Raw genomic sequence first — 15,839 nt, 5'->3', positions numbered from 1 at the left:
CTACTTATTTGTCTATAGAGACATTTAAGTAGGTCTTTTTTACTCAATGATTGTGAGAGGCTTTAAAGTGTTTTGGTGAAGCACCTATAATCCGTTTGAAAACAGTAGAAAAGTAGTAAGGTGATGAAAAAGCCAGTTGGTCTGCAATTTCTTGATGGCTCATCCCAGCTTCTAGAAGAGGAATAGAAGCTTGAATCTTAAGGTTAGAAACATACTCCATAACGCTTATACCTGCATATTTTCTGAATAAGTTTTTAAGGGCAGTAGGGCTAATATTACAGTTTTCACAAATCATATTAATGCTTAGTTTATTAAATAAATTTCCTTGTATGTATGAAGTGATCTTATGGTAGTTGGCTTGAGAAGCATTGAGGGTTGTTGGATAACTTTCTGATTGATGATTTTTGATAATAGAAAGCAAAAGAATTTCTAAGTAGTTTTTAACAGTATGGTTTAGACCATAAGTAAGCGGTGCGGTACAGTTCATACTCATGAGAGTTGTTTCGTCGTCTACTAAGGTCTGAAAAACGCTACATTCTGAAATAAGTGTTTGAGTCGTATGGATTTCGCTTTCAGTAAGGGTACAAAGTATATTTTCTAATTCTTTTACTTCCGTATCTAAGGTGAAAGTAAGGATAAAAACAGTAGGATTGCTGCCGTTAGCAGACCAAAGGTTATGGAATTCACCAGGTTTGTGGAAAATCATTTGGCCTTTATGGAGTTCGAAGATTTGGTCATGGGCAGTTACACCAATTGTACCTTCCTCTACATAAACAAGTTCCCAAAAATTATGAACTTCTCCTTTAACTTTGTGCTTTTTGTCAAAGGTAATGTAGAAAACAGAGATGAGATTAGTTACATTAAAAAGTTGCTGTAAGGGATAGAGTTGGTAGATATTCATTATCATAAGAGAGATCCTTTTTTGAGTAGCCCAAAATTATATGTTTTAAGACTAAAAATGCATTTATATAAGATTTATATATGTATAAAATAATATTATCAAAATTAAAATATTTAAGCAATATGTACAAAAAATGTCATCATATAAAAAGAGAAAGGGGCTTAGGATGATCGGGGAAAAGCGTATAGGAAAAGTAAAGAAAAATTATAAAAATATAGATACAGACAGGGGGTATTTTTGGAGGCAAAAAATAACACCATGGGTGATACTGGCACTTCCTATAATCTTTACGATTTGGTTAAGGTATTATCCTATATTAAGGGCATTTTTTATCTCTCTCTATAAGTACGATCCCATCAATAGACCGGGGACCTTTGTAGGATTAGAAAATTACATAAACATGTTTCAATCTCAGTTTTATTGGGATGCTTGGGCAAATACCTTTATTATCTTATTTTTGCAAATAGGTATGACCTTCTTAATTCCCATTATACAGGCACTCTTTTTAAATGAACTTGGAAAGCTACAAAAAACATTTACAACACTATATATTATTCCAGCACTTATCCCAGCTGTTGTAAATGTAATCATATGGAAATGGATATGGCATCCAGACTATGGTATTGCCAATTCAATTGTAGCCCTTTTTGGTGTAGAATCGCAAACCTGGCTAAGTGATCCAAAGCTTGTTCTTTTCTGTATCGTATTCCCTGGCGTATTAGGTGGTGGGCTCAATGTACTATTATATTTAGCAGCGATACAAAGCACCTCAACAGATGTACTCGAGTCAGCAGCACTTGACGGGTGTGTGGGTTGGAGAAAAATCGTATATATTATTTTACCCAATATTAAGTTTATGATTTTTATCCAATTTATTATGGCTGTTATTGTGGCTATGAATGCATTAGATGTTCCGTATTTGTATGCATCAGGTGGACCAAGTGGTGCATCTACAACTCAAGGTATTTATATCTTTAATACGTTTAATAAAGATTATAACTATGGTAGAGGCTCAGCCGCATCCATCATCATGTTGATTATTGTAGGTATAGTCACACTGATGCAAATGCACTTTGAGAATGCGGAAAGGGAGTAGGCGCTATGAAAAAAAGAATAAATAATAAAATTAAAGCAACAGCAGAAGAAAGAAGTTTAAAAATAGGTGCATTTATTATTTCAGCATTATTTGTATGTGTCATGCTCTATCCTTTCTTCTTTACAATAGGAAACTCTATGAAAGATAGCAAAAAGATCTATGACATTCCACCTAAAATCTTACCAGAGATGGCTAAGAGTATTGTGGTTGAGCTAGATTACACAGGACATGAGGGAAAGAGTCCAGAAGAAATTGAAGAGATGTTGATTGAAGATACAGTTATGACCATGTTCGGGGTGGCAGATGACCTAAGTAAAGAAAGTGTTTATGAATACAAAGTCTATGCCGAGATGAATGGCAAAACGATTTTCAAAAGTAGAATTCATCAGAGTTTGATTCAGCTTGAGCGTGATTATGGTGTCTATGCAGGTGCTGTAGCAAAGCAAAAAGTTTTATTAGCTAAAGATAGACATAAAGAAGTCATACAAAATATTGGATATGACTTTGACTTAGAAGGACTCTCAGACACGGTAGATTTTAATGACTATGAAACGACTTATAATGAAGAAATTAAAACAATCTTAACAGAAGATTTTGATTTAAACGGAACCTATGTAACAAGTGGGATAAAGGATAATGTCTGGTTGTTATTGGAGACTTTTAAATACTACATAAGGATGCCCCAATATATTTATGGAGACAATCCCTTTGTAAGTCAGTATGGTTTTGGTGTGTTCGCCATGAATACATGCATCGTTATTGGATTTGCTATTCTTTCACAAGTCTTCTTATGTTCTATTTGTGCTTTTGTTATTAGTACAATGCTGGGGAAAAAGGCTGCAAAATATATGATTTTCTTCTTTATGGGAGCAATGATGATCCCGTTTGCAAGTATTATGACACCATTAGTCTTAATGTTTAGAGATATGGGGGCTTATGACAACTATTGGGCGCTCCTCTTACCATTCCTTTATCCAACAGGTTTCTTTGTTTACCTTTATAAAGGATTCTTTGATAAGATTCCAAGCTCTTATTTTGAAGCAGCTAAAATAGATGGGGCATCTAATATTTTCTTATACTTTAAAATATGTATGCCACTTTCTAAACCGATTATATCACTTATTGCACTTCAGACTTTCTTAGGGAACTGGAATGACTTCTTCTGGGCATGGCTTGTAACAGAAGATCAAAGACTATGGACATTAAATGTTGCACTTTATAACATTTCTAACAACAATGGAACGAAACAAAATTCTATATTAGGTCTTGCAATCATCACCATTACACCAGTTATTTTATTATCTATTTTATTTTCTAAACAACTTAAACAGAGTGTTATTGCATCTGGGGTTAAAGGTTAAATGTTGTATTAGGCTACATGCGCTTAGTGTGTAGATCATAATAAATAAAGAGAAGCGAGGGGATAAATATGAAAAAAATGGTATCACTTATGTTATCAGGTGTCATGTTAGCATCCAGTTTAGTTGGATGTGCAAGTGGAAGTACAGAAAAAACACCTACACCTTCTGCAGAGGTAACCTCTGAATCTAAGGATAAAGCGGATACGAACCAAACTGAACCAACTGAAACAGCGGAGCCAGCAGAAATTACTATTTGGAGAACAAGTCAACAAAATGAAGTGTATCGTGACCTAGATAAGTTGTTCATGGAAGAAAACCCAGATGTTAATGTTAAGATTGTTATTAAAGAAGGGGACCCACAGCATGAATTTATGCAAGCAGTAGCAATGGGAAATGCACCTGATTTAGTACAAGCAGAGTTTATGAACTTGATGAAATTTGCAGCCAATGGCATTTTAGAACCACTTAATCCAATGTTAGAAGGTTGGGATGAATGGTCACAGTTTAATGAGTCTTACATTAGCATCTTAACAAGAGAAGGGAATACGTATGGCGTGCCTTACCTCGTTATCCCTATGTTATTTGCTTATAACAAAGCTATTTTTGAGGAAAATGGTATCACTGAATTACCAAAAGATTGGGATCAAGCATTAGACATTGCTAAAAGGGTAAATGACCCAAGTAAGCAAATCATAGGTTATTCTACGTTAACTGCTGAGTGGACTGAATGGTTCTTCCAATATTATGTATGGCAAGCAGGTGGTGACTTAACGAAAGAAAATAGTGATGGAACAATCGAATTAACCTTTACAGATCCAGCAGTTATTGAAGCGGCAAAATACTATCAAAAACTTAAAGCAGAAGGCGTACTTCAAAGTGACCTTACACTTAAATTCAATGACTTAATCGATCAATTTGCTCAAGGTAGAATTGCAATGATGCCTTGTGGCGGAGATTGGATTTCTCGTTTCGTCAATGCGGGTATGGATCCAGATGATATTGGGATTATGGTAAGTCCAGCAGGACCAGGTGGTAAACAAGATAGTGCTATTGGTGGTAGCTCATTTGGTATTAGAGCTGGCGTGGCAGATAACGTAAAAAATGCAGCCTTTAAATACATTACCTTTATCACAGGTCAAGAAGCAATAGAAGCCTACTTTGATGAAATGGCAAGTAAAGGTGCTATGGACTTATTAATTATTGCACGTGATGATATGAATGTTGGACAGTTCTATGACCTACCAGAAGAATACATAGCGATCTTAGAAGAAGCTAAAGCAAAAGGAAGACTTGAATTCTATGGTAAACCAGAATTTGGTGGCTATGTAGACCGTGTTGTACAAAAGCTATTTATTGATCCTAATATGGATATAGAAGCAGAGTTTAAAGCAGCACAAGATCTTGCAACAAAAGAAAAACTAGAAGAGTTTAATAAATTAAATAAAGTATCTGAATAAAAGACCGAAGAGAAATCCTACAGAAATGATAACACTCTAGACTGTAGGGTTTTTCTTTTTATAAATAGGAAGATTTAGTCATTACAAACGACTCATTACAGGGAGGAAATGATGAACAGAGCAAATACAAGGTTTTTAAGAAAAGCATTAGCTTGTTATCTTTCGTTATGTATGTTTTTTATGACACTATTTACAGGTGTGATGGAGGTATCAGCGTTAAGTATATTTGATGATCAAAGTACACAAAGCAAACAAGAAGAAACGATTAATTTGTATTCAGATGTATCGATAACAACGCCAGGTGCGATTGAAATAACCACACCGGGCGCTATAGCATTGACTACTCCAGGTGCTTTACAGCTTATGGGTGGAACGACTTACTATGTGAGTAATAGTGGAAATGATGATCAGGATGGAACCACACCAGAGACGGCATGGGCTACAGTAGAAAAAGTCAATGAGCAGATTTTTCAACCTGGGGACCAGATTTTATTTAAAGCTGGAGATGTATGGGCGCCAAGCCATGAAGGGTATGCACCTGAAATCAATGGTGGATGGCCACAATGGCAAGAGGAAGAAGAGATAGCAACAGCCTTTTTAAAACCAAAAGGCAATGGTACAGAGCAAAGTCCAATCATTATTGGCAAGTACGGTACAGATAGTTATAATGAAAGGCCTTTATTTAATGGACTAGGAAAAGTGAACTTTACCATTCATATTAAAAATATGAATCATGTGGTTGTAGAAGACTTAGAAGTGACAAACCAACATCCAGAAGCAGTAGATAATCAAAACCACACAAGGGTACTTCGTGGGATTTATATAGAGAATCATGGTATAGAAGGAGATACCATGGAGAATATCACCGTTCAAGATTGCTTTGTAAGAGATATTAATGCCCATTACCACCATAGATTTAATAATGAAGGGGGTATTATTGTGCGTAGTACAAAGCAAGGTCCCTATAACTTTGATGGTGTCTATATTAGAAATAATACTATTCACAATGTAGATTACGGCGGGATATTTTTCCGTAATGATAATCAGAATAGAGGTGCTATAGGTGCTGGTATAGGTTCTTGGATTGGCAGTACCAATATCGTTATTGAAAACAATAGTTTAGACCAAATTGGTGGAGATGGTATCGTTGTAAGTACTGGGATTGGTGCAGTCATTCAGTATAATGTTGTTAAAGATAGTCATATAAAGTGCCCCGCACCATGTGCTGCGATTTGGAATATTAATAGTGACGATACATTACTACAGTACAATGAAGCTTATTTAACAAGACAAGATAGCGATGGCCAAGCTTACGATGCAGATGGTGGCTGTAATAGAACCGTTTACCAATACAACTATAGCCATGACAATGAAGGTGGATTTATGCTCCTTTGCCAATGGGGCGGTGGAGACAATAGAAATGGTGTTATTCGTTATAATATTAGTCAAAATGATTTAAGCAAAATCATTCATTTTGCTGGTGCAACAAACTTTAAAATTTATAACAATACGTTTTATGCAGGACTAGGAAATAATGTAGAAATGACACGTAGTACAGGAGATAGCGCTGAATTTAATAACAATATCTTCTATAATGATGGGACTAACTTTAGCTTTGCTAACGGAAGTGGACATCGTTATAACAATAACTTATATTATGGTATTGATGAAAGTAAGCTTCCAAACGATCCGAATAAAATGGTTGTTGACCCTATGCTTTATGCACCGGGAACAGGTGGTGCACTCTACCAACTCACCGTAGAGTCAGACAGTGACAATAGAGCAGTAGCATGGGAAAGCTTAGTTAATGAGAAGTTAAAAGGTTATAAGTTAATGGAAGGTTCTCCAGTAATTGATGCAGGGATTGAAGTGGATTTATCAACCAATCAAGTTGTACCAGCTACAAAAGACTTCTTTGGAAACAGTTTAGGAAATGGCAAACCAGATATGGGTGCACATGAATTTTCTAATGATGCCCCTGCAGCGATTCAAGAGGGGACTTCATGGAAGTTCTCAGAAGGTTATTCTATTGTATCAGGAGAGAATAATTGGTCTTACTTATTGTTTAGTGAAAATAATACACCACTTATAACCGTTTTTGATACACCAGATTCTAATGTATCAGGTGTAAGTCCTTCATGGCGTGGTACACAGTGGATTTTCAAAAAATCTGGAGGCGCCAATCCACATGAAGGCTATTATCCAGATGAAGTGGTACCTGTTGATGAGACAGTTGCCTATATTGCACAAGATAAGATGTCCTTACCAGTAAAAGGGTATAAGCCTCATACCATGTACAACAATGGTCCTACCAATATGGCACCTCTTGCACAACACGACAAAATAGGTTATGGCTTCTTAGTGCCACAAACAGGGATTTACAATATTTCTGGTACTGCTATAAAAGATCAAATAGGTGGAGATGGTGTAGAGTTTTCTATTCAATTAAGTGATGGCACAGAAATTCTTGCACCTGTAACACTTGAAGCCAATGATATAACAAAAGGTATCACTCATGATATCACATTAGACTTAAGCAAAGGGGATGTCGTTTACTTTATTGCAGGAAGTAGAGACAATAATCATGGAGATGTCATTACATGGAACCCAGTGGTAACTTACGTAGGTGAAGGCATAGCAAAACCTGAGATTCCAGAAGGAAGTTACTTCATTGATGATCGTGAAGTACATCAAATCACCTATAGGGATATGACACCACAAACACATTTATCAGAACTTATGGGTATGCATAAAACAACCCATCTTGCACAAGAAAGTGAACAAGGTTCTGCAGAACTTGAGTTTATGGGTTCTGGTATTCAAGTAATAAGTCAAAAGGCTCCTCTAAATGGAGAGATGGAAATCGTGCTTTACCAAGATGAACAAGAGATAGATCGGATACGTCTTTCAGCTCAATCTGATCATACAGAACCTTATTTTATAGCATATGATAAACAAGATTTAGCCTATGGGAAGTATGGTGTGTCAGTGATAAATAAAGGGAATCAAATGGTTCTAGATGGCTTTATTATTAATACATGCAATAAAGATGGAACAAGTAATCTATGTAACATCGATCTTTCTTCTAACTTAGCTTATGTAGAAATGACCTTAGAAGATGAAAACGGCTTTATTTTACAAAAACCTTACAAAGTGCTAAGAGATTCTAAGGTTACCGTTCATGCTACTGTTACGAATAATGCTTATACACTTGTTGGATTCAATGTAAATGGGACATTTAAAGGACCAGAATCCTTTACAACAGAGGTTAAAGCCCATACTTCTATTCAAGCCATTCTTGCAGAGCAAAATAATGGTACACTCCTTGATTTAAGAAAGGCTAAAGTGGAAACCAATAATCGACATGATGAGTTAAAGTTTGCACCAGAAAAAGCATTTGATCAGATTGAAGATGATGGCCATGCTTACGCACCAAGTTACACCAATACATTCCCACTTAATGGGAAACCAGCACCATACCTCATTGTAGAGCTTCCTGACAAGACTCAAGTGACACAAACCACATTAATTAATAAAGGGATGAGTGCCTTTAGAGTGAAATCTTATAAAGTAGAATTTTCAACAGATGGTATTCATTTTACCAATGAGCAAATCGTTAGTAATATGGCAGCTTTAAATGAGTCAATCATTAGACTAGAAGCGCCTATATCTGCCACACATCTTAAGATTACAGTACTTGAAGATGATGATAATCAAAATAACTTTGTTTTATGTGAATTCAAAGTCTATGGTATGACTGAAATTGATAAGCGTGCACTTACTCAAGCTATTGCTGATGCAGAGCAAATAGATGTAACAGAGATTGCTACACCTATTGTGGAAGCATTCAAAGCATTAATTGACCTAGCAAAACTTTATGAAACTTCAACAACGGTAACTCAAGAAGCAGTGGATGAAATGGTAGAAACATTACGTACAAGACAAAATTTACTTCAAGGAAATACAGTATATCTTTCGATTGAATGTGACTTATTAGGAACACAGTACTGCATTGAACCACAAGCAGTCCCACTTCCTAATGCTACCCAATTAAGTGAATCTGGAAGTACAACACTTAAAGAACTTTTGACCTCAACTTTTGAAAACACCACTTTTAATGCCGATGGTAAACTCATTGCACTCAATAACATGAGACCAACGTCATGGGTCATCACCATTAATAATGATAGAACCAATAGCCATCCTGATACACGCAAAGTACTCGTTAATGGAAAAGATGTGATTCGTATAAGTTATTCCAATAAAGTAGATGGTTCAGATATACTTGCCTATACAACGAATAAAGATGCTTTAGTCAAACAAATAGGGATGATTTATACACATCAACAAAATAGCTTACCTTTTAATCCAGATTTATTAGAAGTTTATAATGAGGCACGTCTACACTTCCATAACTCAAAAGCAACCCAAGAAGAGATTGATGCAGTAGCTGATAAACTAGAAAAAGTGAATGCCTATGGTACAGAAGCAGAGATTCAAAGTATAAGAGACAAGATTGCACAAGCACAAAGCTATGACCAAGTCTTATATACCGAAGAAAGCTATAACACATTAGTATTAGCAGTACGTGAGGCACAGAAAGTACTAGGGAAAAATAAGGTAACCAAGTTTGATGTAGAACAGACGATTAAAGGCATCAATCAAGCAATAAGTGGGCTGGTTCGCGTAGGAGACTTAGAAGCAACCCAAGAAGAACTTCAAGCGTTAACAGATAAACTCAAAGAAGCACAAGCATATCAAGAAGATTTATATACTGTAGAATCCTATAGCACACTACAAAGTGAGATAGGAAAGATAGAAGGGCTTTTAAATGAGGAAAAGGTAACAAAAGCACAAGTTCAACAAGGAATGAATGACTTAATGAACGCAATTGAGGGGCTAGAGCCTAGAGTAGAAGTAGAGGCTACACCAGAAGATATTCAGGTACTTATCACTACAGTCAGTCAAGCAAAGAGTTATAATCAAGCTTTGTATACGAGTGAGTCTTACAAAAAGTTAGGAAATGCAATAGATGAAGCCAATAAGCTTTTAGATCAAGAAAAGATTACAAAGCTAGCAGTGGAGCAAGCTATACAACATCTTAATAAGGCCATTGCAGAACTTGTACGTCTATCTACAGATGGAGATGGATCAACAGGTGGTGGCTCGACTGGAGGCGGTTCATCTGATAGTGGTTCAACAGGCGGTAGTACAAGTAATGAGAAAGAACCTGAGCAACCTATTTATAAAGAAATGATTACAATAGATGGGATCGAAGTAGACAAAGAGAAAATGGTGGTATTTAAAGATCATGAAATGATTTCTGATTATGCAAGGAATGCAGTAGACCTTGCAACGGCACTGGGATTGATTCATGGAGCTGAAGGTTACTTCAAACCACAGCAAGCCATTACTCGGGCAGAGTTTGTTAAGATGATAGTAGAATTATTAGAACTGGATACAACAAAGTCTATTAGCAATCCCTTTAAAGATGTTGTAGGCACACAGTGGTATGCTAAGTATCTCGCAGTAGCCTATGATAGGGGGATTTTGAAGGGCAACAATGGTTATGCCTATCCTGATGCACCAATTACCAGACAAGAGATGGTTGTAATTTTAATCAGATCATTAGCGTTAGAACAAGTAAAAAGTGATGCATGTATCAATGACTTTGATAGTATTTCAGAATATGCAAAAGAAGGGGTTCAAACAGCATACTATCATGAACTAATTCAAGGAACGGATGGAAACTTTAAGCCTCATGATATAGCAAATAGAGAAATGGCTGTAACGGTTGTTGTAAGGGCTTATAAAGCATTTTTGTATCATCAATAAAAAGTTAGCACACACATAAAAGAGGATAAGAGCATATCTTATCCTCTTTTATCACAAAGGCAAAGGTAGGAGTGAACACATGGAAAAAAGATTAAAGAAAAGAGTCATCTTAGGAGTCATCGTTGTTTTGTCAGGACTTATTTTTATGACGGTAACGATGGGGGCTACTAAGGGGCAGGAGACTTATTTGAAAATAAATCAGAAATCTATTGGAAAAGATGAGATCTATTTTATTGTTAGTAGTATGAAGTCCAGTGTGATTAGTCAAGTACAAGGCAAATATGGGTTGGCCTACAATGAGAGCTTTTGGGATACTCAAGTAGATGATACAACACCTAGAAATATATTAGAGGAGAAGGTTATAGAGACATTGGTAAGAAATACAGTGATAGAAGAATTATTAAGTGCAGAAGGTATCTTACAATATGATAGCTTTGAAGCATTCAATAAACTGCTCGTCAATGTGAATGAAATGAGGAAAAAAGCAGTAGCTAATAAGGAAGTTATCTATGGACCTATAGAGTATTCTCAGTTTGACTACTATAATTATTTAATGGCGAACAATCTTATTACTTTAAGAGAGCGTTATATGGCATCAGAAAAAGTAGAACTAACAGATGATAGGCTTAGAGCTTATGAACAAAGTCATCCAGAGCTTATTCATACAGAAGCGCATACTTTAAATACAGACCTTATTTATATGAAGTTTGTAGAAGAGGATGGGACTATTAATGCCCATAAAGAGCAATTATACTTTACATCTATGAATGAAATTTATAGATTGCTTGAAGAAGGAAAAGAGATAGAAGAGCTCCTTAAGTTATATCCAGATCTATTAAGTTATGAGGCGCATCTATTTACAGAAGAGACCGAGCGACAAGATATGAATAGCTACGGGAATTTGATGGAGGCGCTTAATCAAGTAAAAGAAGGGGCATTTACACCAGTGACACGTGATAATGGTGCCTATTATATTGGTATTTTAAATAAGAAAGAAGAAGGGGATAAAAGACCGTTTGAAGAATATAGAGATTTTTTAGCCATTAAGTATACAGAAGAGTGGATTCAAAATCATATTGATACTTTAGCAGCAACGGCAGAAGTTCAGATTCTAAAATCTTTGATAGAATAAAGGAATAAAACGCCTCTAGAACAAGTCATTTGTAGACAGTTCTAGAGGCGTTTTCATATAAGGAGAGGTTGGGTGAAGATTTACTTACGGAAATCTTTCATTTTGATGGTTTTACCCAAAAGACGAGATTCTTCGGCAGCTAAAGCAAGTAAATGACTTTCAACAGAGATATCAATAGGGGTAATAGAAGGAGAGGGCTTGCCTGTAGCAATAAAGTTAACAAAATCATTCATAAGGTTATGATCGCCACCCCCATGTCCAGAGCTATTTTGAGTTGTGTGAATGACATCTTTACGTCCACTAGCAAAATCATAGACTTCTATTACATGTTCATCACCAAAGAGGACACGAATTTCTCCGTGAGTACCCATTAATCGCATGGTACGGCTAAAGTCTTTTGTAAAGCCACACATGGTGAAAGACACTGTTAAACCACTCTTATAGTTCAGATTAACCACTTGGTGATCTACAACATCATTACCTGCTTTAAAAGCACATTTACCAAAAGGAGAAGTCTTTAAATACTCTATGATCTCTTCAGAAGTCATAGGATTTGGAGAGAAGTATTCTGTTCCCCATAATTTATCTTTAGCATAAATGCGAGGTGCTGAATAGGTGCAGGTATGGACGTGAGGACAACCATCGGTGCAACGACTTGGTGCATCGCTTGGTGCATTTTCTTCACAGAAGTAGCTGAGGTGACCAAAAGAAGAAACCTCTGTACATTCATCTTCACAAAGCCATTGAATAATATCTAGGTCATGACAAGATTTTGCCATAATCATAGGCGCACTTTCGGAAGCTTTTTGCCAAGGACCACGAACATAGCTATGTGAATAATGGATATGATAAACATTTTCACAGTGAGTGATGGACATAAGCTTCCCAATACGACCACTGTCTACAATTTCTTTAAGGGTTCTAAAAAGATTGGTATAACGAAGCACGTGACACACAACCACATTCAAATCTTTTTCTTTTGCTTTATCTCTAATTTGAATACACTCTTTGGCAGTTGGTGCAATAGGTTTTTCAAGTAGAAGGTCATAGCCACGTTCTAGAGCTTCCATAGCAGGTGCAAAGTGAAGTTGGTCTTGGGTACAAATGAAAGCTACATCTGCAAATTTAGGTTTTTCTAAGAGTTCTTCCCAAGAGGTAAAACAGTTTTCTTCAGGAATATTATGTAGTTTTTGAAGGGTTTTGCGACGATCTTCTAAAGGTTCAGCAACACCTACAATTTTAATTTCAGAAGCATTTTGTAAAGCGTATGATGTATAGGCAAGGGTACAGCGAGGTCCTGCGCCTACAACAATAGCTGTAATTTGTTTCATTCAATCATCCTCCTAAGATGCATAGATTACTATAAAAGTTTTATTAACCTTATTTTATAATATCTGTAGCTTTTTAAAATGCTTTTTTAGCCCCTAAAGATATAAAATTAGACACCTTTAATGGAAACTTTTGATGAGAGCAATCTCTTATATAAAAGGTGTAGAAATCCTATGGGCTTTTGTATTATAATGTAGAAAGTAATGAGAACTGATCATGACAGAACGTATGCATTGGAAGTCAGCGTACAAGAAAGGGAAGAATATGAGAACATTAAAGACACTAGAAGGTATTTCAGACGGTAAACTCTATGATATAGATGACTATGTAAAAGCAGATACATGTGGGTGTAATGGGTGCTATACCTGTTGTCATCAAGTAGGAGATTTAGTAGAGCTGACACCATTTGATGCCTATGAAATTGTAAGTCACCTTAAGGTATCCTTTGATGAGTTATTAGATGATAAATTAGCCCTTCAAAAAAATAATAAATTGATGCTCCCTTATCTCAAAATGGTAGGAGAAACACAGCAATGTAGCTTTTTAAATGGAGAAGGCAGATGTAGTATACATGGACAACGCCCAAACATCTGTAGACTATTCCCATTAGGAAGAGTGTATGAAAATGATGATTTTAAATACTTCTTACAAGTAGGGACATGTGTCATGCCTAACTTAGAAGACATTAAAGTAAGTGAATGGATTGGGATTGTGAATTATAATGAAAACAAGACATTCATTTTAACTTGGTATAAGTTATTGAAAGCACTTAACTTTAGATTAAAATTTGTCTATGATGAAGCAGAGTTAGAAGTGATAAATCAATACGTACTGGATACATTTTATCGTATAGAAGTAAAAGAGGATGAAGACTTCTATACTGCATTTTTCAGAGTATTACCTGAAGCAAAAGAACGACTAGGCATTTTATAAACAAAATAAAGAATGAGAAGTCCCGCTATTGGTGTACAGCGAAGTGTGCCAATAGCGGGATCTTTTTGCATAAGGAGATTAAAAAGGCTCTCCAATAATATAGACCGACAAATTAGGATGGATAAAGACAGGAGAAAGTCAAGGATACATGATAGTATAGTTATGAAAACAGCAAAAAGGGAGGTTGTAAAACAATGATTCATTCGAAAGGTAGAATGGTAGGGGTACTACTAGGGATTGGTACCTTGATTAGTATAGGTTTAATAAGCCTAAAATTTAATGAGATAGAAGCTAAACAAGCGATACAAATGGAGCGTCATGATACAGTTATAGTGGGGGGCGGTATTGCAGGTTTAACTTGTGGTTATTTTTTAGAAGATGAAGATTTCGTTATTCTTGAAAGAAAAAGTACAATTGGTGGAAGAACGATCTCGGGTGTTCATGAATCTTTTACATATGCTAAAGGTACAGAATATTTAGGAACACCAGAAAGTGCTTTAATGGAGATGATAGATGAACTTGGATTAGAACCCAAAGAAATTCCTTCACCAATGGATGGGTATTTTGATGGCAAAAACTTCTATTATGGAAGTGATGGTATAAAAAGGTATTTGGTGAGTAATAGTGACTATGATGCCTATGAAACGTTTACAGATCTTATATTAGATGCCTATGAAGATTATGATGAAGTTCCAGATCTTGATTATACATTTAGAGCAAGAAAACTAGATAATATGAGTGCAAGTCGTTGGCTTCGTAACAATAATATTCCAGAAGTATTTATAAAAAAATATAACGTCACTTCAAAAGGATTATTTGGTGCAACCCTTGACGAAATCTCTGCATTAAGTTTTATTCCTGAAGCAGCCTATGACTATGAGGATGAAGGCTTTAATGAAGGATATGTAGATTACGAAGATTTTGATGAAGAGGATATTGAAGAAGAGTATGCAGAGGCAAAAGAAGAAAGTTCAGGGTCCTACTCATTTGTCAAAGGATTGACAGAGCTCACAGATAAATTAGGTGAGGTATTAGAAGATAAAATCAAATTAAGTAGTAATGTTAAAAGTATTACTAAAAAAGGTAGAGAGTACGTTGTGACATATGTAGGAGATGATGGTAAAGAATCGATTATACTTGCTGATAACGTTGTATTAGCAGTACCAGCTCCTGAAGCACTTAAAATAGCACCTACTGTGATTTCTAGAGAAAAGACGAATATTATGAAAAATATTAAATATGCATCTTATGCAACGGTTGCACTATTCTCAGAAACACCAATATTTGATAAAGCATTTGATCTAGCAGTACCAGATGGATATTTCTTTACGGATATTTATGATTCTACATGGGTAGAAAGATTTTATGATGATAAAAAAACAGAGTTAGAGGACTATATTATTTCTGTATATGTTGCACCTAAAACAGGTGCAGATCATTCATTAGATACTATGAGTGATAAAGAATTAATAAAAAATGTCTATAATGATTTAGATAAAGTTTTTAACGCTGCAAGTAGTAAGGTTACAGGATACGATATTGAACGCTTCCCATATGCATATCCAATTATGTCTGAAGGGGCATATAAAAGATTGCTAAGATTAGATGAACTGAATTATGGATCTCTTATTTTAGCAGGAGATTACTTAGTTTATCCAACTTTTGAAGGTGCAGTAGAATCAGGTTATTTAGCTGCAGAGCGTATCATGGATAGCTATTAAGATATCCCTAAACCTATTTGAATATTGAAATCAAAATAGAGAGCTAAAAAGCTCTCTATTTTTGAATGAAAATT

The 15,839-nt window shown here is 35.6% G+C and carries 9 protein-coding genes; 7 read left to right on the top strand and 2 right to left on the bottom strand.

What is annotated here, in order from left to right:
• Window positions 1-43 precede the first annotated feature (43 nt).
• Complete coding sequence (locus tag BN2390_RS06845; RefSeq protein WP_053983612.1) at window positions 44-907, bottom strand: AraC family transcriptional regulator; 864 nt, start codon at window positions 905-907, stop codon at window positions 44-46.
• A gap of 160 nt (window positions 908-1,067) precedes the next feature.
• Here BN2390_RS06845 and BN2390_RS06840 point away from each other — a divergent pair, with 160 nt between their 5' ends.
• The 5 genes from BN2390_RS06840 (at window position 1,068) to BN2390_RS06820 (ending at window position 11,782) form a co-directional block, all read left to right on the top strand.
• A complete protein-coding gene (locus BN2390_RS06840; protein ID WP_053983611.1) occupies window positions 1,068-1,997 on the top strand; it encodes a carbohydrate ABC transporter permease in 930 nt (309 codons plus the stop codon).
• Window positions 1,998-2,002: 5 nt separating this feature from the next.
• Window positions 2,003-3,358 (top strand): carbohydrate ABC transporter permease, encoded by a 1,356-nt coding sequence (locus BN2390_RS06835; RefSeq protein WP_053983610.1) that lies wholly within the window; start codon window positions 2,003-2,005, stop codon window positions 3,356-3,358.
• A 68-nt stretch (window positions 3,359-3,426) separates the two neighbouring features.
• Complete coding sequence (locus BN2390_RS06830; protein ID WP_053983609.1) at window positions 3,427-4,815, top strand: extracellular solute-binding protein; 1,389 nt, start codon at window positions 3,427-3,429, stop codon at window positions 4,813-4,815.
• A 111-nt stretch (window positions 4,816-4,926) separates the two neighbouring features.
• Window positions 4,927-10,650 (top strand): S-layer homology domain-containing protein, encoded by a 5,724-nt coding sequence (locus BN2390_RS06825; protein WP_053983608.1) that lies wholly within the window; start codon window positions 4,927-4,929, stop codon window positions 10,648-10,650.
• A gap of 79 nt (window positions 10,651-10,729) precedes the next feature.
• A complete protein-coding gene (locus tag BN2390_RS06820; protein WP_053983607.1) occupies window positions 10,730-11,782 on the top strand; it encodes a peptidylprolyl isomerase in 1,053 nt (350 codons plus the stop codon).
• Window positions 11,783-11,862: 80 nt separating this feature from the next.
• Here the strand turns inward: BN2390_RS06820 and BN2390_RS06815 are convergent, their stop codons facing one another.
• The gene (locus BN2390_RS06815) at window positions 11,863-13,113 is read right to left on the bottom strand and encodes a Gfo/Idh/MocA family protein (protein WP_053983606.1); all 1,251 of its coding nucleotides are present in this window, start codon (window positions 13,111-13,113) and stop codon (window positions 11,863-11,865) included.
• A 214-nt stretch (window positions 13,114-13,327) separates the two neighbouring features.
• Between BN2390_RS06815 and BN2390_RS06810 the strand changes: the two genes are divergently transcribed.
• Window positions 13,328-14,044 carry a YkgJ family cysteine cluster protein gene (locus tag BN2390_RS06810; RefSeq protein ID WP_242847653.1) on the top strand — a complete coding sequence of 239 codons (717 nt, stop codon included), beginning with the start codon at window positions 13,328-13,330 and terminating at the stop codon, window positions 14,042-14,044.
• A gap of 194 nt (window positions 14,045-14,238) precedes the next feature.
• Complete coding sequence (locus BN2390_RS06805) at window positions 14,239-15,765, top strand: protoporphyrinogen/coproporphyrinogen oxidase (RefSeq protein WP_053983605.1); 1,527 nt, start codon at window positions 14,239-14,241, stop codon at window positions 15,763-15,765.
• The last annotated feature ends 74 nt before the right edge of the window (window positions 15,766-15,839 follow it).

The organism is Niameybacter massiliensis (assembly GCF_001282685.1).
GTDB lineage: Bacteria > Bacillota > Clostridia > Lachnospirales > Cellulosilyticaceae > Holtiella > Holtiella tumoricola.
The sequence above is the reverse complement of the archived record's forward strand: the minus strand, read 5'-3'. Positions and strand labels throughout refer to the sequence as shown.

Coding starts and splice junctions, on each gene's coding strand:
- BN2390_RS06845 (WP_053983612.1), bottom strand. CDS start 907: ATGATAATGAATATCTACCAACTCTATCCCTTACAGCAACTTTTTAAT.
- BN2390_RS06840 (WP_053983611.1), top strand. CDS start 1,068: ATGATCGGGGAAAAGCGTATAGGAAAAGTAAAGAAAAATTATAAAAAT.
- BN2390_RS06835 (WP_053983610.1), top strand. CDS start 2,003: ATGAAAAAAAGAATAAATAATAAAATTAAAGCAACAGCAGAAGAAAGA.
- BN2390_RS06830 (WP_053983609.1), top strand. CDS start 3,427: ATGAAAAAAATGGTATCACTTATGTTATCAGGTGTCATGTTAGCATCC.
- BN2390_RS06825 (WP_053983608.1), top strand. CDS start 4,927: ATGAACAGAGCAAATACAAGGTTTTTAAGAAAAGCATTAGCTTGTTAT.
- BN2390_RS06820 (WP_053983607.1), top strand. CDS start 10,730: ATGGAAAAAAGATTAAAGAAAAGAGTCATCTTAGGAGTCATCGTTGTT.
- BN2390_RS06815 (WP_053983606.1), bottom strand. CDS start 13,113: ATGAAACAAATTACAGCTATTGTTGTAGGCGCAGGACCTCGCTGTACC.
- BN2390_RS06810 (WP_242847653.1), top strand. CDS start 13,328: ATGACAGAACGTATGCATTGGAAGTCAGCGTACAAGAAAGGGAAGAAT.
- BN2390_RS06805 (WP_053983605.1), top strand. CDS start 14,239: ATGATTCATTCGAAAGGTAGAATGGTAGGGGTACTACTAGGGATTGGT.